General features: G+C 50.8%; 17 protein-coding genes. 12 read left to right on the top strand and 5 right to left on the bottom strand.

From position 1 onward, the window contains the following. Positions 1-18: 18 nt before the first annotated feature. Positions 19-282: a DUF2024 family protein gene (locus ABD852_RS10355; protein ID WP_345028427.1), complete on the bottom strand. Its 264-nt coding sequence runs from the start codon at positions 280-282 to the stop codon at positions 19-21. 74 nt (positions 283-356) lie between these two features. After that, on the bottom strand, positions 357-590 hold the full coding sequence (locus ABD852_RS10350) for a thioredoxin family protein (protein WP_345028426.1): 234 nt from the start codon (positions 588-590) through the stop codon (positions 357-359). Positions 591-1105: 515 nt separating this feature from the next. On the opposite strand from ABD852_RS10350, the gene ABD852_RS10345 reads away from it, so the two are divergent. The 4 genes from ABD852_RS10345 (at position 1106) to ABD852_RS10330 (ending at position 3256) form a co-directional block, all read left to right on the top strand. Then, the gene (locus tag ABD852_RS10345; RefSeq protein ID WP_345028425.1) at positions 1106-1312 is read left to right on the top strand and encodes a hypothetical protein; all 207 of its coding nucleotides are present in this window, start codon (positions 1106-1108) and stop codon (positions 1310-1312) included. Positions 1313-1582: 270 nt separating this feature from the next. Beyond that, entirely contained in the window at positions 1583-1717 is a 135-nt protein-coding gene (locus ABD852_RS10340) for a hypothetical protein (RefSeq protein WP_345028424.1), read from the top strand. 165 nt (positions 1718-1882) lie between these two features. Then, a complete protein-coding gene (locus ABD852_RS10335; protein WP_345028423.1) occupies positions 1883-2335 on the top strand; it encodes a YMGG-like glycine zipper-containing protein in 453 nt (150 codons plus the stop codon). A gap of 285 nt (positions 2336-2620) precedes the next feature. Further along, positions 2621-3256 carry a peroxiredoxin gene (locus ABD852_RS10330; RefSeq protein ID WP_345028421.1) on the top strand — a complete coding sequence of 212 codons (636 nt, stop codon included), beginning with the start codon at positions 2621-2623 and terminating at the stop codon, positions 3254-3256. Positions 3257-3600: 344 nt separating this feature from the next. Here the strand turns inward: ABD852_RS10330 and ABD852_RS10325 are convergent, their stop codons facing one another. After that, positions 3601-5709 carry a S8 family serine peptidase gene (locus ABD852_RS10325; RefSeq protein WP_345028420.1) on the bottom strand — a complete coding sequence of 703 codons (2109 nt, stop codon included), beginning with the start codon at positions 5707-5709 and terminating at the stop codon, positions 3601-3603. Between the two features lie 29 nt (positions 5710-5738). Beyond that, complete coding sequence (locus ABD852_RS10320) at positions 5739-6731, bottom strand: hypothetical protein (RefSeq protein ID WP_345028419.1); 993 nt, start codon at positions 6729-6731, stop codon at positions 5739-5741. 1065 nt (positions 6732-7796) lie between these two features. On the opposite strand from ABD852_RS10320, the gene ABD852_RS10315 reads away from it, so the two are divergent. From ABD852_RS10315 to ABD852_RS10285, 7 genes are all read left to right on the top strand, one after another. Then, positions 7797-9200 (top strand): DegT/DnrJ/EryC1/StrS family aminotransferase, encoded by a 1404-nt coding sequence (locus ABD852_RS10315; protein WP_345028418.1) that lies wholly within the window; start codon positions 7797-7799, stop codon positions 9198-9200. A gap of 3 nt (positions 9201-9203) precedes the next feature. After that, complete coding sequence (locus tag ABD852_RS10310; RefSeq protein ID WP_345028417.1) at positions 9204-10457, top strand: sialidase family protein; 1254 nt, start codon at positions 9204-9206, stop codon at positions 10455-10457. 105 nt (positions 10458-10562) lie between these two features. Next, on the top strand, positions 10563-12221 hold the full coding sequence (locus ABD852_RS10305) for a LamG-like jellyroll fold domain-containing protein (protein WP_345028415.1): 1659 nt from the start codon (positions 10563-10565) through the stop codon (positions 12219-12221). Between the two features lie 175 nt (positions 12222-12396). After that, positions 12397-14835, top strand: coding sequence for an RIFT barrel domain-containing protein (locus ABD852_RS10300; RefSeq protein WP_345028414.1), 2439 nt, complete (start codon positions 12397-12399; stop codon positions 14833-14835). A gap of 28 nt (positions 14836-14863) precedes the next feature. Beyond that, the gene (locus ABD852_RS10295) at positions 14864-16105 is read left to right on the top strand and encodes a beta-galactosidase (protein WP_345028412.1); all 1242 of its coding nucleotides are present in this window, start codon (positions 14864-14866) and stop codon (positions 16103-16105) included. 77 nt (positions 16106-16182) lie between these two features. Continuing rightward, complete coding sequence (locus tag ABD852_RS10290; protein ID WP_345028411.1) at positions 16183-17601, top strand: sialate O-acetylesterase; 1419 nt, start codon at positions 16183-16185, stop codon at positions 17599-17601. Between the two features lie 452 nt (positions 17602-18053). Continuing rightward, entirely contained in the window at positions 18054-19541 is a 1488-nt protein-coding gene (locus ABD852_RS10285) for a hypothetical protein (RefSeq protein WP_345028410.1), read from the top strand. 117 nt (positions 19542-19658) lie between these two features. On the opposite strand, the gene ABD852_RS10280 is transcribed toward ABD852_RS10285, so the two are convergent. Continuing rightward, a complete protein-coding gene (locus ABD852_RS10280) occupies positions 19659-19850 on the bottom strand; it encodes a DUF6132 family protein (RefSeq protein ID WP_345028409.1) in 192 nt (63 codons plus the stop codon). Positions 19851-20225: 375 nt separating this feature from the next. Here ABD852_RS10280 and ABD852_RS10275 point away from each other — a divergent pair, with 375 nt between their 5' ends. Continuing rightward, positions 20226-24593 carry a choice-of-anchor Q domain-containing protein gene (locus ABD852_RS10275; protein ID WP_345028408.1) on the top strand — a complete coding sequence of 1456 codons (4368 nt, stop codon included), beginning with the start codon at positions 20226-20228 and terminating at the stop codon, positions 24591-24593. Positions 24594-24632: the final 39 nt, after the last annotated feature.

The raw sequence follows: 24632 nt of genomic DNA, 5'->3' as shown, positions 1-24632 counted from the left end.
GCATAAATTTATGCAACATTAGCTGCAATTTTCCATTTCATAGATAGCATAACCTTTTTGGCTGATCTCGTTTTGCCATTGCGGGGTTACTGTTTCGATATGGCAGAACCGGCATTCCCGCGAAGTTAACGGCTGTTTTGATTGCCCTTTCGTTTTCAGGTATTCGTCTCCGTAGGCGTAAATTACTCCGGGGTCTTTCACTTCCCTGGGCGCAATGATATCAAAGTGCATGACGGTTCCGTCCTTCCTGGCTACATAGGTGTCCCAAACTGCTACCTGCATCTTACTATTGTTTTTGTTATAAGAATAAAATGCCCCACAATGTTAGTTATCCTAATTATGTAGGGCAAATTTTTTTAACCTCTGACGTCGGCAAGGGATGCGCCGAAATTGATGTGCAGCACATTCCCATTGTGTGTCACCAGGGCGGGGACAGACTTTACTCCGGCCTTTTCGGCTTCTTCAATCCTGTTTCGGTCCTGGCCAATGTGGACTACTTCTACCTGGTCTGCGCCGACCAGGTTAACGATGTCGTGTTCTGCACTGAGGCAAACGGGGCATCCCGCATGGTAGAAAACTGATTTTGCCATTTTACTGATGGTTTAATTGTGAGTGAATACTATGATGTTGTAAATATAGTTAGTTATCCTAACTAAAAAAGGATTTCCGAAAATTTTAATGGTTCTGCGGGGGGTGGGTATTACCATTGATAACAGCCTGGGGGCACTCCGACCGGAGGGTGTCGGCGGGATGGTCATCCAGAGCGCAACGCAGTGGAGTCGAAGGATCTCCTGTAGTTAAAGTGTATTGAAAACGGGATTGGGTCCGGGGAGCGGGAGATCCCTCCACTGCGGTCGGGATGACCCTCCGGTTGGTGCGGCTCCAAACCTGTTGTTGTCAATGGTAGCGCATCTGCCGGACGGTCATCCTGAATGGAACGCAGTGGAACTGAAGGATCTCCTGTTGCAAGAAAAAAGGTCCTCTGAAAGGGATTAGGTGCAGGGAGCGGGAGATCCCTCCGCTGCGGTCGGGATGACCCTCCGGTTGGAGCGGCTCCAAACCTGTTGTTGTCAATGGTAGCGCATCTTCCGGATGGTCATCCTGAATGGAACGCGGTGGAACTGAAGGATCTCCTGTTATAAAAAAGCCCTCTGAAAGGGATTGGGTACTGGGACCGGGAGATCCCTCCACTGGTCGGGATGACCCTCCGGTGGGAGCGGCGCCATCCATCGTGTTGTCTATGGTAGCGCCTCTGCCGGATGGTCATCCTGAATGGAACGCAGTGGAGTCGAAGGATCTCCTGTTGCTATAAAAAGTACTCTGAAAGGGATTGGGTACGGGGAGCGGGAGATCCCTCCACTGCGGTCGGGATGACCGTCCGGTCGGAGCGGCTCCAAACCTGTTGTCGTCAATGGTAGCGCATCTGCCGGATGGTCATCCTGAATGGAACGCAGTGGAACTGAAGGATCTCCTGTTGCTATAAAAAGTCCTCTGAAAGGGATTGGATGCGGGGAGCAGGAGATCCCTCCACTGCGGTCGGGATGACCCTCCGGTTGGTGCGGCCTCAAACCTGTTGTTGTCAATGGTAGCGCATCTGCCGGATGGTCATCCTGAATGGAACGCAGTGGAACTGAAGGATCTCCTGTTGGTACTAAAAAGCCCTCTGAAAGGGACTAGGTGCAGGGAGCGGGAGATCCCTCCACTGCGGTCGGGATGACCCTCCGGTTGGTGCGGCGCCAAACCTATTGTTGTCAATCTCTCACAGGCGGGTCGAAAATACAATCATAGGAAAGTACAAAGACGGTTACCGAACGGTCTTACCGGAATTTTGCTGGCACGATTTTGGCGGAGTAGCTAACAGTATTTACCAAATATTTGTCTTATGAAGATCGTAGTTTCTTTGTGTATTGCCGGCGGCGTAATGGCTGCCTGTCACAGCAACACGGGTAAAGAGGCTGAATTATTGAGCGCAAAACAGGCTACAATTGACTCAATGAAGATTGAGATGGCTAAAATGGCCGTAATAGACTCTATGCGGACCGTAATGGCAGAAAGAGAGGCGCAGCGGAATATTGAGGAGCCGGACCGGCATAACGGGGAAGAAAACCGACAAGATGTAGCGGTTGTCAACACTCCTTCCCAACCGGCGCGCAGGAAATGGAACCATACCGCAAAAGGCGCCGTAGTGGGTGCCGGGACCGGTGCGGTTACCGGAGCGATTATCAACAAGAACCGCGCTGAGGGCGCAATTGTGGGTAGTCTGATCGGCGCCGGCGTAGGCGCCGGAACCGGCGCAATTGTAGATGCACAGAAGAGAAAGAAAGAAGGGAAATAGCCTCCCGTTTCGTTAAGAAATCCTATACCACACTGTAATTGCCAGGCACATCGGAACTGATTTGCCTGGCTTTTTTTTGGATAGGTGTGAGGTGTGAGTCGTTAGGTGTTAGCCTTGAGCTGTCAGTTTTGAGGTGTTAGCTGCCTGCTTTGAAAACGAGGGCACCTATTACAGGGTGAAGGCTGATCGGTGATTAATACAACGAGAAGGGTAATTGGTGCCATAGTCGTTGCCGGAGGTTGGCTAACTTGTGACGGTTAACAATCACAAAAATAAAGTAGTATTATGAGCTTACAATTGGGAGATACCGCGCCTGATTTTCAGGCTGAAACAACCTTGGGTACAGTTGGTTTTCATCAATACCTGGGCAATAGCTGGGGGCTGCTGCTGTCGCATCCCGCTGATTTTACACCGGTGTGTACCACTGAAATCGGGCGTACGTCGCAGCTTCAGAACGAATTCGACAAACGCAATGTGAAAGTGCTGGTCGTGAGTGTGGACGGGGTGGAGGACCACCATGGCTGGTCCAAAGACATCAATGAGATCCATCAGACCCGCATCGGCTTCCCCTTGATCGCCGACAAGGGCCGGGAGGTCTCCAACCTTTACGGTATGATTCATCCGAAGGCTTCCGGTACCATGACGGTAAGATCCGTTTTTGTGATCGATCCCGATAAGAAAATCAGGCTTACACTGACCTATCCGGCGTCTACGGGACGTAATTTCGACGAAATCCTCCGGGTCATTGATTCGATTCAGCTGGTAGATAACTACAAGGTTGCTACTCCGGCGGATTGGAATCCGGGCGATGATGTCATTATTTCAAATGCGATCTCTACAGAGGATGCAATCGGACAATTTCCCAAAGGAGTAAGGACGGTGAAGTCTTACCTGAGGTATACCCCCAATCCGAAGGACTGATGTCGCCATGGCGTCAATCAACCTAAGGTTACGCCGATAAGAAACTCTCCCGGGGTTTCTTATCGGCGTATTTTGTTGCCGACCCTAATGTGTAATGTTGCATCGGTTTCGCCGGAGCAACCGGGTAGCTTTGCACTAAAATATCTTATGCAATACACGCCTTCTACTATGGTTTTCGCTAACTATTGTGGAAGCCGCGTATACAATAACGGGTATCAAATATTAATACCAACCATCTACCCCACATAATCAAAAATTGATCATGCGGGGGTAGATGGCTTAATCAAAAACATCAGATCGTGTATATAGAAGAGAGAGACCAGCCGTTCGCTCATCTCTTAAATTTACTGCTTTACAATAGTTTTGGAAAATGAAGATCCGTCTATATCCTCCAAATGAATAATATAGATTCCTGAACCCACTTCTCCAAGTTCCACTGTTACCTGTTTCTGGCCTTTTATCGCGCGCCGATATACCTCTTCCCCTGTAATACTTTTAACCCTTAGCATGCCGTCTTTTATCGTGCGAGTCTCCACTGTCACAGCCCTGTCAGTTGGATTAGGAAAGACTATGGCTTCTTTGAGCGGCAATTCGGCCGGCCCGGTTGTTGTTTCATAGGTAACGACCGGCCGCTGATTGTAAGCAATTCTTGCGGGGTAGTGATAGGAACACCCCTCGATAAAAGCTCTGAATGTCGAACCACTTAAAGCCGAGAACCCGTCGATCATTTTTACCTCGTCCCCTGCATGGTAGACAGCTTCTGATCCGGACACCACCTCGTTTAGCGCCACAATGTTATGTACAGCTTGCTTATTATTATCGGCCAATACGACCGTGGGGGCTGTAATAGTGTCATTCAGCGCACAAATGGGTGTAGATTCAACTCCTGTAACAATTAGAGAAAAATCCTGGCCTCCTGCAGGCAGCGTTCCTTTATGGGTTACGGTGATTTCATATGATTGACCTTGGACGGGGTTAGGTATCTCTATTTTTTCGACATTGTCACGGATATTATCCCCCAAGATAGCCGGTCCAAAGAAATTACTACTGTCCAATTTCCAGGGAAAATAAGTCACACCGTCAGAGGTAATACGAATATCCAAATCCCTTACAAGCGTGGGGGTGCTCACATTATTGGGAGTCACGGGGCCAGGCTGATCTGTCCAGCAAATTGTTGCGACCAGCGGTCCGGCTCCGCTATGTACACTTTTACTAAATATCTGCGTATTAAATAGAGTATCTTCCTCTATGATAGATGTATTACCCATTTCGGAGATAGTCTCTGCTGCCTCCCTGGCATTTAATAATCCCCAGCCGAAATTAATATCAGGTCCGGGGTGAGGACCTGCTTCATTCGCGGTATGAATAGCCAATCCCTTTAAAGTCGCAGCTTTCATAAAGGTTGACGGGTATAAATTGGTATAATGCTGTTGTAGTAAGAGAAGTGACCCAGCTACGTTTGGAGATGCCATTGAAGTGCCATATAAATTTCGGTATTTATAAGTTCCTGAGGTGTTATACGAAGAACGAACCTCCCTCCCCACACCAGCAATATCTGGCTTAATGCGACCATCATCCGACGGTCCTGCACTACTAAATTGAATGCCATTTAGGGTCATAATTTTGACCGACGAAGGTCCCAGGTATTCCGGTAACTTGAAGGTACCTGCCACAGCCAAACCGTTTTTAGTTGCATTATACAGTTTATCAATGGGCCCGCCAGAATTTCCACACGCGAAGACTGCAAGGTGATAGGGAGCTAAAAATTGAATATTGTCATAGGAGACAGCTTGACTGTCATACTCTCCGGATCCTGCAGTGGCTGCCCAGGAATGGTTGGATATCAGAAGTCCATTCATAGCTTCAGTACTTAATTCCGATATTGGATTGCCCCAATCATAGCAATGTGCGTTTCCTTTAAAGGCCATCCCCCTGGAATTTCCGCTGTCAAACTGATCCGATCCGATTAGCGTACCGGTAACGTGGGTTGAATGAGGATCTATACTATAAGGGGAGTCTTTTTGTATAGCCCGATTCTCTAACAGCTCATGACCGGTGGCGACAGCACCCGCATCCCAAACGCCGACAGTCATGCTTTCGCCGTGTAGATTCAGCCCCAAACCTCCTCCTGAGTATAAATAATTTGTTCTCGTGGTGATTCCTGCCCCTAAATTCAGCGTTTCGTAATATATAGGTTGTAAATCTTCAGTTATCCCTCTGAGTTCCCGGATGCCTCCTTCAGTAGTAGTCTCTTTGAGTTTCCAATTATTACGGGCTGCATATTTTAGTGCCTTAGCGTAGTTTTCTTTTTCTCTCGCTTCGGATTCTTTACTCAACCGCAAGAGTTCTCTCACGTTTGTTTTTGACTTGATAACTTCAATCTCCTCCTTGTTTTGAGCATTTAGGCGAAGCAAAGGAAGAAATAAGAATACGGATAAAACGATCGATTTCATTTTTATACAATTATCGGTTCCTTTTATCGTTATCTGTCTCTTTCTACGGAACCCACCACCAATGCCTTCAAGTCCTCTATCTCCTTTTTGAAGCGCTTTTCCTGGTCAATTATATAAAGTGTTAGTTCTTCAATCTTTTCTTGTTGGATCTTTACTATGTTGCCGAGCTCCAGTCCTTCTTCTTCTACAACCCTGGCCGAGGGTACATTCGGAAGGTGCCCGTTTTCTTTTATATATAATTCCACCTCACTAAGCGGCTTCAATACATACCCCTCCTCAAATACATAGTCGGCCCATCCTGTTCTGACTCTAATCTCCTCTGCAAGAATGCCTCCTTTCACAAACAACTTATAGCTATTCAGATTTGTGCTGCCAAGAGTAGATGGAAAGTTGGAAGTGGCAACACCAACCTGTCCATTGAATACCAATTTATTTGAATCAAACTCACCATAAATTAACGGTGTGCTAGTTGAGTTATTCGAAATATATAATCGATTACTTCCGAGTTCATTATATCCAGCTGCTGTACCTATAAATATATTTTTTGAGCCATTTACATTGTTAAAGCCAGCCTGATAGCCGATAACAATGTTGGCTATGCCTGAAGCGTTCTGGTATCCTGAGAATCCTCCTAAAAAAACATTATACATTCCTGTAGTATTCCAGGTTCCGGCAATATGACCGACAAAAGTATTCCATCCTCCGGATGTATTGTTATAACCGGCTTGTGCTCCGACAAATACGTTTCGCTCACCAGTGCTGAGATATCCGGCCCTTGCTCCAAGGTATACATTCCATCTCCCGGTTGTGTTGGAATAACCCGTATTTTCGCCGAAAAAGGTATTTGATTCGCCAGTTGTTATACGTCCGGCATTTTCTCCAAAATATGACCCATTAGTACCAGTTGTTCCAGCGCCAGTTCCGTATGATGTGATTGCCTGTCCGATTGAATGATTAAACATAGCCCCCAGCGAAAGGATTAAGATAGCTACAGCGAACTTTTTTTGAAAAGATTTTATCATCTGATTTAATTAAATATTGATAGTTGTCCTTACTCTGTTATGGCTTTTCGGGATCTGCCAGAATAAATCACTTAATATTCAAAAGGAAGTTTATCAAAAATTGAAAATTTTCTAGCACACCGCTCTAAATAATCTACTAATTAATGACCAATAGAACAAATTCTATCAAATTTATCTCACCTGTAGAACAGGAATTCTAAAATGGGTTTATACCCGGCAATCACTTAGATTAGGAAAAGTCTTTATTTGAAGCATGTATGATAGGGTTTCGTTTGCGCAATAAACGTAAAAATTAATCAGATATCATCCAAACATCTCACAATATATAAAACAACAATAACCTGAAACACCCCTTGGGATGCATATACCGGACTAAACTGAGTCAGTATTCCTTAGCAAATTGAATCACTTTTGGTGTTTAATTTTTAATATTTCGGTCAAACTGAGTCATTATTTATAAATTCTGATCCTGCCATTCCGGCACAATTGAGCCACTCTGTAATAAGATCGTAGAAGCGGATATCGTTTTGCCCGGTCATGTTTTGGGATAAACCTATCGACATGGCCGATACCCAAGACATTGCAGCAGAAACGCATGATGTTACAACAACTACATAAGGGATATCGCGCCAGTGGATTGTTCGTCATTGAATACTTCCCGCAAGTTTATACGCACTTATTACAATCAGCCTGGCCGAAGCAGTGTATTGAATGGATATCGGGTTCACCGGTTCCGATATGAAGCGGTTGCCAACACATTACTTAAAAATATACTGAGTGAAGACCGGACCGAAACCCGAAGCTATATAGCAGGAAAAGGCAAGGGTAGGAGTATTTCCCGGAAGTTTATGGATATTTATGTTTGACCGATCATGACGAGCAGGTTTGCCGGGCCGTGCGGACGCGTACTTAAAATAGAGAAAGCCAACGGCTGCCTTTCCTGCTGCTTTGCTGAAGTGGGAAAAGAAAATGTCCTCTCTCCGGCAAACAACCGTCGCACACCACCCGGCACTCCCAACGCCCGGTTGCGTACTACTCACCACTCACTACTCAAACCTTATACCTATGAAAAAATCCAACCCTGACAGCCGGCGTAAATTCATCCGGCAAAACCTTTTGACCGGCGCCGGTACGGTGCTGGGTATGCACACTGCATCGGCTTTTTTTTCGGAGGCCCGGCGGTTCAATAGCCTTCATGCCCCGCAGGTTCCGGCGACAACTGCCTCGACGGGTGCCCCGCAAGCGCCCCGATGGCCCAAATGGCCCATGTGGAAGGCAGAGGCGGATGAGCCGCCAGTACTCGATGTATTGAGAAGCGGTGTTTGGTCGCGTGCCAAAGTGGTGACCGAATTTGAAGAAACCTGGGCAAAAACCATTGGCGCCAAACGTTGCGTGACCACCGTCAACGGCACCAACGCTATGATCTGTGCACTTACCAACCTGGACGTAGGCGGCGGCGATGAGGTAATAATGCCGCCTTATACCTTTATTGCCACCCCGCAGGCCATCCTGCAAACCGGGGCGATGCCGGTTTTTGTGGATACCGACCGGGAGACCTTCCAGATGGACGTGAGCAAGATAGAGGAGAAAATTACACCCCGTACCCGCGCAATACTTCCTGTGCATATTGCCGGTATTCCCTGCGATATTGAAGGGATCATGAAAATAGCGCGCAAGCACAACCTGGTCGTGGTGGAAGATGCCTGCCAGGCCTGGCTTTCGGAGTTTAATCATAAAAAAGTGGGGACCTTCGGAGATGCGGGGTGCTTTAGCTTCCAGAATTCCAAGAACATCCCTATGGGCGAGGGCGGAGCCATTGTAAGCGATGACGAGGAATTGATAGACCGGTGCTATTCGTATCATAATTTCGGCATTGCGCAGGGGAGTATGGTGGCTAAGCACGGTTCAGGGCTTTCCATGTTCGGCACCAAATTACGCCTCACCGAGTACCAGGCGGCCATCGGGTTGGCTCAATTGAAGCGGTTGGAAGCGCAAACGGACCTCCGTTCCGAAAATGCGGCCTATCTTAAAGCCGGGCTGGAGACTATCCCGGGAATTATCCCTTACAAGGTCCATCAGAAAGTCACCAGGGTTTCCTTCCATCTCTTCCCCTTCCGTTATCAAAAGGAAGCTTTTAAAGGATTGTCGCGGGCAGCATTCTTAAGCGCGCTGGCGGCGGAAGGTGTCCCGTGCTCAAACGGCTATGTGACGCTGAACAACCAGCCATTCCTGGCGAATGCCTTCCAGTCGAAAAATTTCCGGAAGATGTATTCGCCTCAGCAGCTGGATTTTAAAGCATACCTGGAACGGAATCATTGCCCCCAGAACGATATTTTGTGCAATGAGGAGGCCGTATGGTTCACACAGAATATACTGCTTGGCTCCCGCGCCGACATGGACTACATCGTTTCGGCGGTTGCGAAAATTCAGAAAAATGCAGAAACGATCAAAAAGGCTTTCGGAAAATAAAAGATGAGAAAAAAGTTTGTTTTCGGGGTTTTCCTGATAGCAGTTCAACTCCTGGCCGCCCCGCTTTTTGCCCAGCAGAAAAGGGCGGAATCACCAAAAAGGAACAGCGGTCCCCGGCCGGTACCTTTGGCATACGAGATAGCAGCCGATGTGGTGAGCTCGGGTTATGACGGGTCGATGTGCTGGTTTCATCCGCGTGCGGGCCTTGTCAGGGGCAAAACGCCCCGGATGGTACTCACCATGCAGAAATGGCTTGTCGAACGCAGCGATGTTTTTTACCCGCTTTCTCACATCCGCACGGCCGATTCGGGGAAAACCTGGACGGCGCCGGTTGAAAATACGCAGACACTAGGGCGAAGGAAAGAGCCTGAGGCGGGAATGGAAGTCGGTGTTTCGGATTTTACACCAAAATGGCATGAACGATCGGGAAAGCTCCTGGGAACCGGGCACACGGTGCGCTACAAGGACAATCACCTGGCGGTAAATGCGACCAGGTCTACCATCTGGTCCGTCTACGACCCGGTCATGGACCAATGGAGCGACTGGAAAACCCTGGCAATGCCTGCGGATTCAAATTTCTATAGCGAGGGGGCCGGAAGTACGCAGCGCTATGATCTGCCGAACGGCGATATTCTGCTGCCCACCTATTTCAAGAGGAAATCGAGCCCCCTGTACAGCGTTACCGTATTGAAATGCAGGTTTGACGGTAATGAGCTAAAATATGTGGGACGGGGCAATACCCTGACCTACCCGACGGGCAGGGGGTATTTTGAGCCGTCGCTTACCCGTTTCGGAAAGCGTTTTTTCATGACGATCCGCAACAATGATTCAGCCTATGTGGCCGTCAGCCGCGACGGGCTTCATTTTGAGGAGCCTGTGAGATGGAGATTCGACGACGGTGAAGACCTGGGTTCCTACAATACGCAGCAGCACTGGGTAACACACAGCGATGGGCTTTTCCTGGTCTACACCCGTAGGTCGGAGCTTGGCGAAAATGTGCCCAGGCACCGGGCGCCGCTGTTTATTGCCCAGGTAGACCCGGAACGCCTCGTGGTGATCCGGAGCACCGAAAAAATATTAGTTCCCAACAAAGGCGCCCAACTGGGTAATTTCGGCGTAGTCAATGTCAGTGAAAACGAGACCTGGGTGACCACTTCGGAAGGGATGTCGAAAACAGCGGCGAACTTTGGCGCGGACAATCGCCTGTACGTCGTCAGGCTCAAATGGGCGCGGCCCAACAAGGTCTGGTCTGACTAAAAGCCTGTTGCTCCTTGCCCGGTAAGCGTGAACGACCTGGTCGGGAGAGAACCCGTATTCATACTTTTTGCAAAAAAAGATAAACACTTAACCTTATTTAATTCAATGAATTTAATGCTAAACTCTCTTCACCAGGCTGTATTGTTGACGGCTCTCCTGGCCTTTTCTTCCTGTTCTGTTAAAAAAGACAGCAAGGGAGATGCTCCGTCAGGGCATTGGCCCCTCACGGAAAATGCGGAAGACGTGTCGGGCAATGAGCTGCCGACGCAGGTGCATGGCTCTGTGACCTTTGGAGGCGGGGATAAAGCTGCGATATTTGACGGCCGGAGTGCCTGGCTGGAGGTGTCCGACGGGCAAGAGGCGCTTCCGGGCAATGGCGATTTCAGCATAGCGTCCTGGATCCATACCGAACCGGTGATGGACGATTTCCCGGGCGATATTATCAGCCAATACGACTTGTCAAAGAGAAAAGGGTTTCACCTGAGCCTGAAAAGCAACGCTTCTCCCACCAGCCAATCCAGTTACAGGCAGCTGACTTTCGGGATAGACGACGGAAAGGAAGGCGCCTGGACCGATGAAGGACGGCCCGGTACAGCCCTAATGGCTTTTGCAATGGCGGAGCATAAAGGTGAGCTCTATGCGGGTGTGTGCCAGCCCGGGGCCAAAGAAACCGGGAAAGTTTTTAAATACGCCGGGAAAGACAACTGGACCGACTGTGGTGCACCCGATTCTTCCAACAGTGTAACGGCACTTGCCGTAATGGACGGGGAGCTATATGCGGCTACGGGACACTACCGGGTAGCGGGCTCCTCCCTTGCCGAATCGGAGAACACAACGGCAGGCGGCCGGGTGTTCCGCTATGAGGCTCCGGGCCAATGGACTGAGATCGGGCAGCTCCCGGGAGTGGCCTGCGTTGGTGGCCTGGTGGTGTACAACGGCAAACTCTACGCCAGTTCAATGTATGCGCCGAGCGGCTTTTTCCGGTATGACGGCGACAATAAATGGACAAAGCTAACCAACCCGGAGAACAAAAGGGTGGTCAATATGGCGGTATACAACGGGTACCTGTACGCTACCAGCTGGGATCATGGTAACGTATACCGTTACGACGGAAATAGCTGGGAGGACTGCGGGTTAGTAGGTGACAATACCCAGAACTACGCTTTCAACATCTATGAAGGCAACCTGTATTCGGCTACATGGCCGAGTGGCCGGGTGTTCCGGTTTGACGGCATCAACAAATGGACGGATGTCGGCCGCCTGGGTAACGAGCTGGAAGTGATGGCGATGATGACCTATAATGGCCGGATGCTGGGTGGCACACTTCCGTTGGCCGAAGTCTATGCCTATGAAGGCGATACCCTATGGACGCGCATGGATCAGCTAGACCGTACACCCGACGTCAAATACCGCCGTGCCTGGACAATGTCGGAACACAACGGTAAGGTGTTCTGCAGCACATTGCCGTCCGGAAAGATTTTTTCTTACGAATCAGGAAAAGCGGTTTTGTTGCCCGGAAGCCTTGAACCTGGCTGGCAGCATGTTGCGGCTGTCAAGACCGGTAGCTCTCTTAAGCTGTATCTGAACGGTAATCTGGAAGCTGAAAAAGAAATTCCCGGCGCAATGCAGTTTGATCTTAACGTCGGGGTTCCGCTCAAAATAGGCTTTGGAGCCAATGATTATTTTAAGGGGAAACTACGGGACGTAAGGCTTTACCGCAGGGCATTGGAAGCCGCCGAAATAACTTCGCTTGCTACGAAATAGCCGGTTCTGACCGGAGAAATGTCGCATGAAGCAGTGGCGCGGATGCGCATCCTGCGGGAACATCCGGAGCGGAAATGGTGAGTAGAAGTAGCGCCCCGCTTCTTTTTTTAACGGAGGCTGGCTGAAGATTCAGCCGGCCTGCCGGTTTTTTTTGTACTGCCAAATCATGAGGGTTATGAGATTAATGGGAAGTTTGTGCGGTTTTTTGGTTTGTTTTCTTTCCTGTATTGCGCTTGCGCAGTCACCGCACTATGTAGATATTAACGTAAAGGAAACCGCAGGCGTAAGGTTCCTGCGGCCGCTGACAGGGGGTATTCCGATTCCGGAAGGGGCTGCACAGCCCGGTAGTGAATTTATAGTGACAACCCCGGGCGGGAAAGTAGTGCCTTCGCAGTCGAAAGTATTGGCCACCTGGGGGGATGGGAGCGCCAGGTGGGTGCTGATCGATTTCCAGGCGGATCCGCAGCCGGGAAGTACCGAAGCATTTCGTCTGGGCTGGAAACCGGGAAAAAGAATACAGCCGGTAGAGCCTAAACCAGAAAAACTGACGACGAAAAAAGGCCTGACGGTTAGTTCAGGCCCGGTAACGCTAAAAACAGCTCCCGGCGCCTTGCTACGGGTATCGGACCGGTTTGACCTGAAATTTTCAATGGTGGACAGCAAGGGAGTGAGATGCGAGGCCGTTGCGGATTCGGGCCTGGTGGAGACCAGTGGGGCGCTTCGCACAACCCTGCTCATTAAGGGGTCTTTTTTCACGCCCAACGGGACACGGGTTGCCGATTTCCGGTTGCGGGCGTCGGTATTTCACGGACTTCAGCAGTTCTATCTTGAACCCCAGCTTCTGGCTCATGCCGACACCGGTATGATTACCCGTTTCAAAGATCTGAGTCTCGAGCTTCACTCGGCAGCCGGTTATCAGTCGGCACGTCTGGGCGGTTTGTCCGCTACTCCGGTGATCCGGTCGGGAAGCAATCCGGTGAGATTGTTCCAGGTAGACGACGAGAATTTTCGAATGGAGGGTACGTCCGGTAAAGGGAGTAAAGCTCCCGGTTGGATGGAGGTAAAAGATGGGAAAGGAACCATGGCCATTGCGTTGAGGGATTTCTGGCAGCAGTGGCCCAAGAGCCTTCAGATAAGTGGAAATACGGCTTCAGTGGGGCTATTCCCGGCTTTCCGGGCGGGAACCTTTGCCCATATGGGACCGTGGTACAAGCACGAGTATCTTTTTGAGGACGATCATTACCGGGTAAGAGAAGGACAAACCCGCAGATGGCAGATATGGTGTGATTTGACGGGCGACGGAGAGAGGCTCGTCAAATCTGCAAACCGGCAACTGATTCCGGCGGCCAATCCGGAGCAGGCAATTGCAACAGGTGAATGGGGGGTAATTGCGGCCGCCGGTACAAAGGGGATGAGCGATTACGACAAATGGGCGGAGGGACTTTTTCAGGGTTATTGCAACTCCATCAGGGAACAGCGCGACTACGGCGCCATGAACTGGGGGGACTGGTTCGGGGAGCGGGGCGTCAATTGGGGGAACAACGAATATGACACGCCGCTGACCATTTTGACCCAGTTTGCCCGTACGGGTGACCCGGAGTATTTTTACGTGGGTGAACAGGCAGCCCGTCACACCAGCGAGGTAGACGTGGTGCATGCTTTGAATGACGATCTGAAAAAGTACTTTTCCCGCTGGGAAAGGCCCGAATATACGTCGCATACGGGAATGGTGCACGAGCACAGCATCGGCCATGTAGGCGGGTTTCAACCGGTAGAGAAGATACGCGAGCTCTATGTCAGCAGGAACATAGGGGCCGGCAACCCCAATCCCTATCTCTGTCTTGATCCCTATAACCTGGGGCATATCTGGACGGAGGGTATGGCCTACTATTACCTGCTTACCGGAGATCCCTGGGTCAAAGAGACACTGGAGCGGATCAGCAACAACCTGGTACGTCTTACCGAAGACGGGCTTTACAGAAATTTCAAGGGGACGGACCATTCCGGAAGAGTAAACGGCTGGACTATGCTGGCCTTTGCCGGTATTTATAGGGTGAACCTCTCTCCCCGGGTACTCAAAGCGATGCGTTTTATTGCGGATGAAGCGCTGGTTGAGCAAAATTTACCGTCCGGCGGCTGGATGTATAAGCTTCCGTGGGGACACTGTAATTGTGTTTCGCTGGAGGACCGTAAAAAAGGGGTGACGCCCCATGTAGGGGAAGCGGGGTTTCTAACCTCCATTCGACTGAACGGCTTGGGCAGGTATTTCCGGTTAACGCAAGACAAACGGATCCCGAACAGCCTCAAACGAGCGGTTGACAACCTGAATAACTCCACGTGGCATGACCACCTGAGCGGATGGCGCTATACGTCGTGCCCGGCTTCGGGGTTAGTGGATCAACCGGGCGTTACGATTATGGCGCTTGTCAATAGCGTCAGCATCAACGGGGACAAAGAGCAGCTCCGGGTGTTGAAAAAGGCCTGGGATTTCCGTTTCAAAAACCTGCTGGACCACCCGCTTACCTCCCGGCCCGGGCTGGGGAAAGTTTACTCCGCCACCATGTATGGCGCTCCGGAAGCTATGAACCTCTTTGTGAATGGAAAATTGGATTGATCCGCATTTATAAAAAAACTCAGATAGCGTGAAGACCTGCACCCTTGCCCTGTTTTTGATCTTACCCGTTTTTGCGGGCTTTTCACAGGAAAAATTACGGCCGGAAGGCGATATTCCGATCCTGGCCTGGGTAGGAGTGCCGGAAGCGGAAACGACAGTTGAACGTTTCAGGGAGCTCAAAGAAGCGGGGATCAATATCAATTTCTCCTCGTATTCGGATATTGGAGCAGTTGAAAAAGCGTTGGAGATAGCGCAGCAAACGGGAGTAAAGCTGCTTCCGTATTGTCCTGAGCTCAAGTCAGACCCTGAAAAAACAGTAACGCGGCTGATGAAGCACCCCGCGCTGGCGGGTTACCACCTGAGAGACGAACCCAATGCTACCGACTTCCCGGAGCTGGCGGCGTGGGTGAAGCGGATACAATCCGTTGATAAAGCGCATTACTGTTATATCAACCTGTTTCCTAATTACGCAAGTGCCGAACAGTTGTTTGCCAAAGGAACGGAAATACCACTGGGAAAAGACGTCTATGCGGAGCACCTTGACGTTTTCCTGAAGGCGGTACCTGTCCCTTTTATTTCATTTGACCATTATCCGGTTATTGAAGGAAACTTAGGCAGATCGCTTCGGCCGGGGTGGTACAAAAATCTCGAAATAGTAGCATCGGCCTCACAGAAAAGCGGTCTTCCTTTCTGGGCTTTCGCCCTGGCGGTAGCGCATGCGCCCTATCCTGTTCCTACTGTAGGCGAAATTAAAGTACAGCTCTATAGCAACCTCGCATATGGTGCGCAGACCCTACAGTATTTTACTTACTGGACGCCGGGTGTCAACTCCAGTTGGGATTTCCACCAGGGGCCGATCGGGCTGGACGGGAAGCGGACCGAAGTGTATGATCGGATAAAATCGGTGAACCGGGAGCTGCAAAATGTCTCGGCCGTATTCATCGGGTCCAGGCTGATTTCGGTGCACCACACCGGCAAACAAATACCGGCCGGTACCCGGCGCCTCGACGGGCTTCCCGCGCCGGTACGGGTATTGGAGACGGGTGATGGCGGCGCCGTTGTTTCCGTTCTTGAGAAAGGAGACCGGCAGTTCCTGGTGGTTGTCAACCGGGATTTTCAAAATCCGATGCCACTGACTTTCGCGGCCGGGGCGAATGTAAAGCGGGTGCTGAAAGACGGTACGCTGGTTCGTGCGGATGCATATGCCGCCCGGACAGAAGTAGACCCCGGAGATGCAGTAATTTTTACCTGGGAGAAAAGCAATAAATAGCCGAATCAAAACCCCACACCCCCCACCTCATACCTCATACCTCACAACTCACAACTCAAATCTCAAACCTCTCATACATGAAAACAAATCTATTGCGCGTGCTGTTCTGCCTGGTTGCTACAGCTTCTCTTCATACCGCCGGGGCACAGCTCCGACTGCCTTCATTTTTTTCGGACAACATGGTGTTGCAGCGGGAGACTGCAGTGACCATCTGGGGGTGGTCGGCGCCCGGACAAAAGATTTACGTCACCAATTCGTGGAATAATACCACTGACTCCGCCCGCGCCGACGGAGGCGCCCGATGGGCGCTTACGGTGAATACCCCCGCAGCGGGCGGACCATATACCCTTACTGTAAAAGGAGGCAACACCGTTACTTTTAATAACGTGATGATCGGTGAAGTCTGGGTTTGCTCGGGCCAGTCCAATATGCAATGGAGCAATAGAAACGGGCTGGTAAAAACCGATTCTGCACTGGTGGCGGGCGCGGTTAACCCGAATATCCGGTTTTTACAGATCCCGCATATCACTTCCGACTATCCACAGGACGATGTAGCGGCAAGCTGGAAGGAATGTACGCCGGAGGAGGCAAAAGGCTTCAGTGCCCTAGCCTATTTTTTTGGAAGTAAGCTGGCAGGTGAGCTGAACGTACCGATCGGGTTGATTAATAGCAGCTGGGGCGGTACACCGGCAGAAGCATGGACACCTGCCGATCTCATTGCGGCTTCCCCCGATCTCCAGGCAGCGGCAGAGAAACAAGTGCCTAATTTTGGCCGCCCTCACCTGCCGGGATCGACTTACAACGCGATGATCGCGCCGTTTACCCGCTATGCAGTTGCCGGCGCGATTTGGTACCAGGGCGAAAGCAATGTGCCTACTGCGACAGGTTATGACAAGCTGATGCGTACCATGATCACCAGCTGGCGCAAGGCCTGGGGACGCGAGCTTCCGTTTTATTACGTACAAATTGCTCCATACAAGTATGGCAATACCAACGCCCCGCTCCTTAGAGAAGCCCAGGCGCAGACGCTGGGGCTTTCTAAAACCGGAATGGTGATTGTATCCGACCTGACCGAAAATGTAAAAGATATTCACCCGCGCCAGAAAAAAGGGGTAGGGGAGCGCCTGGCCAACCTGGCTTTGGCGGAAACCTATCATAAGCCGGTGCCGGCTTATAAAAGTCCGCAGTACCGGAGCCTGGAAATAAAGAAGGACAAGGCCGTTGTTTATTTTGAGAACGCAGCCGAAGGCCTGATGATCAAAGACAACGATAAAAAAGCCCGCGCTGCTGAATTTTACATTGCCGGTGAAGACCGGAATTTCCTGCCCGCCGATGTGAAAATAGAAGGCGATCATGTGGTGGTCTCGAGCAAAGATGTGAAAAACCCGGTAGCGGTCAGGTTTTCTTTCAGCGATACCGGTATCGGGAATCTTTTCAGCAAAGGAGGGTTGCCTGTAGCACCTTTCAGAACCGACAGCTGGGAAGTGGCGAAATAGAAGACAAAATTACGGTCACGAACTCGCGAAGGGGCTATTTTTATTCGTGAATTCTGTACAACCAACTTACAGATGCGTGATAATGCGCCGCACGGCTTCTATTGAATTTATAATTTATGGCCAAAGATCAGCCTTCGGCGAGCTCAGGCGCCGTCCGGATGATGCCATCCGGACGGCGCCTGAGCCCGTCGAACCCTTTTTATGCCCCAAACTCACAGCCTTCGGATGTTCAAACAGGGCAAAATCAAACACTTGAAGAATTTGTTGTACACCTAAATCAGATCGTCCGGCCCGCTGGAATTCGGAGCCTGCATGAAAATGTGCCTGATCTCCACAATAAAGTTTTAACCCGGCAGGAAGCATGTCCTTTCTCCGGATTGAAAGAAGTGCAGCGGTTTGTGAGTAGTTCCGTGAGCTGATTAGCTATTTTTAAGTTGAAACCGGAACATAAAATGAGAAAATTCCTAGCCTTCCTTTCCACCCTGGTGGCATTCCTGCTCCTATTCAATTGCCAGTTAACTGCCCGGGATAAAGTTGATTTTTCAGAAAAAGGCGAAGTGCATGACCAGGTAATCCGTCTGTGGAATACCCATTACCGCGAGTATTTTGCTTCCGAAATCAAAAGAAGACTATTCGAAGACAACGACGTATATGTGCTCTATGACATTCAGATCGGTGGATTACAGTCGTTTGTCGAAATGACCCGGCGGTGCAGGGATACCGCTCAAATTGCCGAGCTCGTCACCCTGCTGACACCTGTCTTCTCTATGCTGAAACCCGTGCCGGACGCCGACAATAGCAAGGGCTGGATTTGTAATGGCGGAAGAATATGTACCGCCTATGGTTTCCTCGGGAAGGAGGTGACGCTCTGCAGCGTACAATACCTGGGTTTGGTGGGTGCGCTAGCGGGCAGTATTAGTGAGAATATTCCTCCGCGAAAGCGGACAGCGGCAGAGCGGACGTTTCTCGCCGAGGCTTTTAATACGATGGCCGTCCAGATGAACCGTTGGCTAACGCCCGGTTATTTTACTTCTGTAGAGAAAAGACTGCAGGTGGGTTCAAACGATATCAGGGACGCCAGTTCCCGTTTCTTCTTTTCGGACCGGGACCTTTGGTACCTGACCGTTCTTTCTGATCTGGCGGAATTAGACCGGTCGGGGGTAGAGCCTGCGGGAGAAGATGGAAAAAAGGCATTCGAATCGCTGCTGACCAAGAAGGAGGGGATCGCGAGGACCTTTGATCTGTTTCTGGCCAGAACAGTTCTCGTCAGCTCTGCCAATGGCGTAAGAGCCGACCTGGACCAGGGGTTTTGGCGGTACCATTTTGATAACCGGTATGCCGGCTATTCGGGCCCTGTAAGTCCTGTCAGTTGGGAGAAAGACAGCGACGGAAAAGGGATAATGAAGGTACAGGTAGAATGGGACAGCGCGTATATAGCCCGGAATACCGGTTGGGACATCAGTCATTCGAGAAGACTGGTGCCTGCACTTGAGACTTTTGCAAGAAACCGCCAAAACATTAAAAAAGTATGGGGGTACCGCAGCCCGACTTTTGACCCTGTGGCGCTCCGGCAGGCTTTCGCCCGCCAGATAACCGATAAAATATGGAACGGTGACCGCCAGTATCCGCTGTTCTCCAATTTCTGGAGCGGGGACAACGGCTGGTATAGAGTGGCGTATGCCAACCAAACCGGCAGGCAATTCGCAGGGTACCCTCCTTATGGACTCAGTGTATCTATAGCCGACGGCGGCTACCCGATCTGGGGAGCGTATAACCCTACCCTGCACCTTATTTTCAGAAATATTTACGGGATGCTGCAATCAGATGATGCCGCAGTAAAGGATTTTATTTCAAAACATTACCGAGGGCTTTCGGGAAGAGGCAATCTCGCGTTTTTATCTGATCTTGTGAGTGTATCCGGCAAGCCGGGAAAGCGCTGACCTGACCAATACGTGGCGGCTAATCGACAACAGTAGATCTTTCAGCTTCACTGCGTTTCGCTACCATTCTAAAACGCTATTGACGGTCGGGCTGACCGGAGGGTCATCCCGACCACATTACGCGCGTCTCGGCCGGAAAAACAGAAGTCCGCCCATTACCATGCCGTACAACGTGCTGTTAACAGGCTTGGAAGTGATAGCGCAACTTCCGGAACTACAGCCGATATACAGCCAGTAAAAATAACCTGCTGCAGCGCCGACAATAAGACCGGCTATCGTAAAGATGTTTTTAGCAATGAACGCTTTCATAGGATTATTTCTCGTTCTGAGTTTATCACAATGCCGGAAGCTACCGTAACGGCTCCAACCAGTCATACCACAATTTTACACCCGCAAAGTCCGCCGCAATACCGGAGATGACCGCGTCAAACACGTACCGATGAGGTATGGCGATGGTTGCTTTTTTAATCATGCAGTAAAATTACCGCTTTTTCGAGTCAGTCTCCGCTACTATTGTTACACAGGCTTGTTTTCAGCCTCTGGCAGAAGGTTGTTGTAAATGGTTGTTTGTTAGCGCGTTGCTGAATGTAAGCATTTTGTAAGGGTATGTTTTCCGGGGACGTCGGGCAACAAGCGTAAGTTTATCGGAAAAAGGCGTTCATGAAACCAACTTTCCCTACTCTTATGAAATATCTGTTGCTTCTGACCGGTATATTGGCGGGCGTGCAGGCCATAGCCCAAACGCCCGATGCCAACGGCATTGTCTACGTAAAGCCGACTGCTACGGGTAGTGGCGACGGCTCCAGCTGGGGAGATGCCACTTCCGACCTGCACAATGCCATTCAGGCGGCAAATGTGCAAAAAGTGTTCGTAGCTGAAGGTACTTACAAGGTAGGTGCTCACAGCTTTATCATGAAAAACGGTGTGGAGGTCTATGGCGGTTTCAATCCGGGCGCCGGAATCGACGACCTGAGCGATAGTCGCATCATACCCACCTCAACTACTTTTTCCGGCGGCTCAATACTGGACGGTGAAGATACCCGCCCGGTCATATGGAACGTCTGCGCTTCCGACCAACAAATGGACCACACAGCAGTACTGGACGGCTTTACGGTTGCCAACGGTCACCATTACAGCGGTGGCGGTATCTACAACGTGTACGCTTCTCCTACTTTCCGTAACCTGCTGATCAAAAATAATATAGCAGACGGCGGAGGCGGCGGTATCTACAATGAATACGCTGCGCCTGTAATTATGAACACTATATTTTACAAAAACTTTGCCCAGGAGGGCGGTGCTATCTGGGATGCGACCGTCGCCGCCGTCCCTATGACGCTGACCAATGTCTCGTTTATAAAAAATGAAGCGTTATACAGCTACGTCACCATCAGGGGAACCGGGGTTGTCGATACGCGCAGTGACGTTATTTTTACCAACGTGACCATGGCGGATAATTATGGCTATGCAATATTCCTTAACGGCGGGGCAAGGACTATCCGCAATTCGATCATCCTGGGAGGTATCAGAATTAAATCCGGGTCGTACCAGGCACAATATTCCGGGATTGAAGGTCATGCAGAAACCTCAGACGGAAATCTCAGCGCCGTCGGTCTTAACCGCGATGTTTTATTTAATAGTCCCCAAACAGAGGACTACACGCTAAGATCTTGTTCGCCGGCCATTAACGCCGGGGATAATGCTCTATATACAGACCTGAATTCCGGTGTGAGGGACCTAGCCGGAAATGCCAGGCTAATCAACGGTACCATTGACCTGGGCGCCTATGAAACCGGGAAGATAGCGGGGACTCCTGATGCCAACGGGGTGATCTATGTGAAAACCATCGCAAGCGGCAACGGAAGCGGGAACAGTTGGGCGAATGCCACCGATAATTTGCGGGGCGCGGCTCATCTCAACGGGGTACGACAGGTGTGGGTAGAAAAGGGAATCTACAATTTTGAAGTCGAAACGGGTACCTGGCCGTGGTCATGGGCTTTGTACAAGTTCGGCAGTAGCCTGGCCATGAAGAACAATGTGGCCATCTATGGCGGCTTCGATCCCGGCAATGGCGTCAACGACCTCAACGACGCCCGGATTCTTCCCGATGCAGATAATTTGCAGGGAACTATTATCAACGGTTCAAATGCGGTTCCCGGGGTCTGGAATATTTTTACCGAGGCCACTGCCCTGGATCATACAGCTGTACTGGACGGGTTTACCCTGACCGGTGGCGACAGCGAAACGGATGGAGCGGGCATCAACAACGAATATGCATCGCCTACGCTGCGTAACCTGGTTATTAAGGGAAATACGGCCGTTTATGGCGCCGGCGTTTTTAACCGGAATGCTTCACCAGTAATGACCAACGTGGTAATTAAGAACAATAGCGCCAGCGCCGATGGCGGCGGCATGTACAACGATGCTTCGTCGGTTCCTTTGATGACTAACGTACACGTTACCGGTAACAGCGGCCGGCATGGCGGCGGTATATACAACCGGAATTCATCGCCGGTGCTGACCAACGTCGTCGTAACCGGAAACACGGCGTCAGCTACCGGTGGCGGCATGTATAACAGCAGTTCGTCAGCGCCTAGGTTATTGAACGTCTCGATGGCCGGCAACCTGCCGGATGCGTTCCGGTCAGACAATTCCAACGTTTCGCTGGCCAATACAATTGTGTATGGCGCTATAGACGATATTCAATATACGTCCAGTTATTCGCTGGTTGAAAACAGTACCAGTACAGCAAATGGGAATATAGACGCTACGGGAATCGCCGTTACCGATGTTTTTGCCGATCCTGCAAATGGTGACTACAGGTTAAAACCAACTTCGCCGGCTGTCGATGGCGGAAGCAACGATTTGTATCCGGGGCTGAACAATCTCACGACAGACCTGGCAGGAAATGCGCGGGTTTACAACTTTGCCGGTTCCGGCGCTATTGACATGGGCGCCTATGAAAGCAGTTATGAAGTCACTATCACGCCTGATGTGAACGGTGTGGTCTATGTGCAGACTGCCCGCGCCGGTAATGGAACCGGTTCCAGCTGGGCCAATGCCACCCGTGATCTCCAGGGGGCCATCAATGCGGCCGGGGCCAATACGGTATGGGTAGCCACGGGTAAATACAATGTTCCGTCGCCCAATAGTTTTGTGATGAAAAATAACGTGGCCATTTATGGTGGTTTCGACCCGGTCAATGGTATAGACGACCTGGACGACCAAAGGATTCTGCCTGCCCACGGAACGGAGGAAGGGTCTGTTCTGGCCGGAAAGGGCGAACGCCCGGTGATCTGGAACAACCAGAATGGTTTAACCGAAACGGCTATCCTCGACGGTTTTACCATCAAAGACGGGGCCAGCAGTACCAATGGAGGCGGCATTATGAACGCTTATGCTTCGCCTACGCTCAGGAACCTGGTTATCAAAGCAAATTATGCGACCAATGGCGGCGGCGGAATTTCAAATCTTTACTCGTCGCCGGCGATTGTCAATGTGGCGATCACTGGAAATTCCGCCGGGATCGGCGGCGGCGGTATCCTCAATGTAGAGACTTCGTCACCTTCACTGGTCAATGTACAGATTACGGGCAATTCGGCCCCGGCCGGAGCCGGAGTTTGGTTTCATACGGGCAGTGGAATCGCCACGTTTACGCAGGTAACCCTGGCCGCTAATTATCCCGGCGAGGCGGCTGCGATTGTTTCGGGAACTGTAAACCTGAATAATTCCATTGTATATGGCGGGGTGACGGGGAGCTATAACGCGCGGTATTCGTTGGTAGAAGGCAATACGCCGGGTGGTGAGGGGAACCCCGACGCCACCGGTATTACGCCCGGTGACCTGTTTTCAGATCCTGCTGCCGGCGATTTTACACTGGCAGCCTGCAGTCCGGCTACAAACGCGGGAGCATTTGATGTTTCGGGACTAAACCTGCCGGCGTTTGATCTCGGAGGGAAGCCCCGCTTGTTTGCCGGCCGGGTCGATTTAGGTGCACACGAAAATATACATATAGCCGGGAACCCGGGAATAGCCTCGCTCCCTGCTGAAGTAAAGGGATGGCAGAAAAAAAACGGAACCACAAATTACTACAACTCCTGTAATGAAATGCTGGCTTCTGTAGAGACTACCGGTGCAGCCGACAACATCGAAGGGTTGACCACTGCCAGGGTCTGGATTGACGGTGTACAGGCTGCGCAATATGTCAGGCGTCACTACGAGATTACGCCGGCAGGCAATGCGGCAGCGGCGTCGGGAAGAGTTATCCTGTATTTCACCCAAAGCGATTTCGATGCATTTAACGCAGCGAATCCGGCGCTGCCGCTTCCCGATGGCCCCTCGGGGAATGTTGCCAATCTCCTGGTCGAAAAGCGCGGCGGGACCAGCTCGGACGGCACCGGTAGGCCCCATACCTATCCGGGAGAGCCTGAGACCATTTCAAATGTTACAGTCGTGTGGAACAGTATGCAGCAACGGTGGGAGGTAAGCTTCAATACCACCGGTTTTAGCGGATTTTTTGTCAAAACTTTGGCGGGGCCGTTGCCGGTTCGGTGGATTTCCTTTACGGCCGGTTTGAATGACAACGGCCACAGTGTGCTGGAATGGAAGGCAGACGAAGCCAATGTTGCCGGCTACCAGGTTGAAAGAAGCAGTAACGCCCGGGATTTTTATGTGATAGGAACAAGGGCAGCCGGCGGCACCGGTATTGTGCAATATAGTTTCACCGATCCCCATGCGGTGGTGGGATTGGTTTACTATCGCATTCGTGAGACGGACCTGGACGGCGCGCTGGGTTACAGCAGAATTGAACGTGTGCAGGGGCGGGCGGAAAGCGCGTTGAAAGCATATCCTAATCCCGCCCGGGACCAGGTAACCGTTCGTGTCGGCACGGAATATCTCGGGACGTCATTGCGTCTTGTAAACGCAGCAGGCGTAGGTTTACAACAGTTGACCGTCCGGGAACCTGTGCTTGTTCTTCACCTGGACCGGTACCCGCCCGGAATTTATATGCTATGTACATTCGATGGCCGGGTGGTCAGGGTGATTAAGGAGTGACCGGTCATAACCGGCAGTGATCCTGAAAGCAAAGTAGTC

It is taken from the genome of Ravibacter arvi, from assembly GCF_039540405.1.
GTDB classification, from domain to species: domain Bacteria; phylum Bacteroidota; class Bacteroidia; order Cytophagales; family Spirosomataceae; genus Ravibacter; species Ravibacter arvi.
Note: the sequence above shows the minus strand (reverse complement) of the source record. Positions and strands in the feature narration are given on the sequence as shown.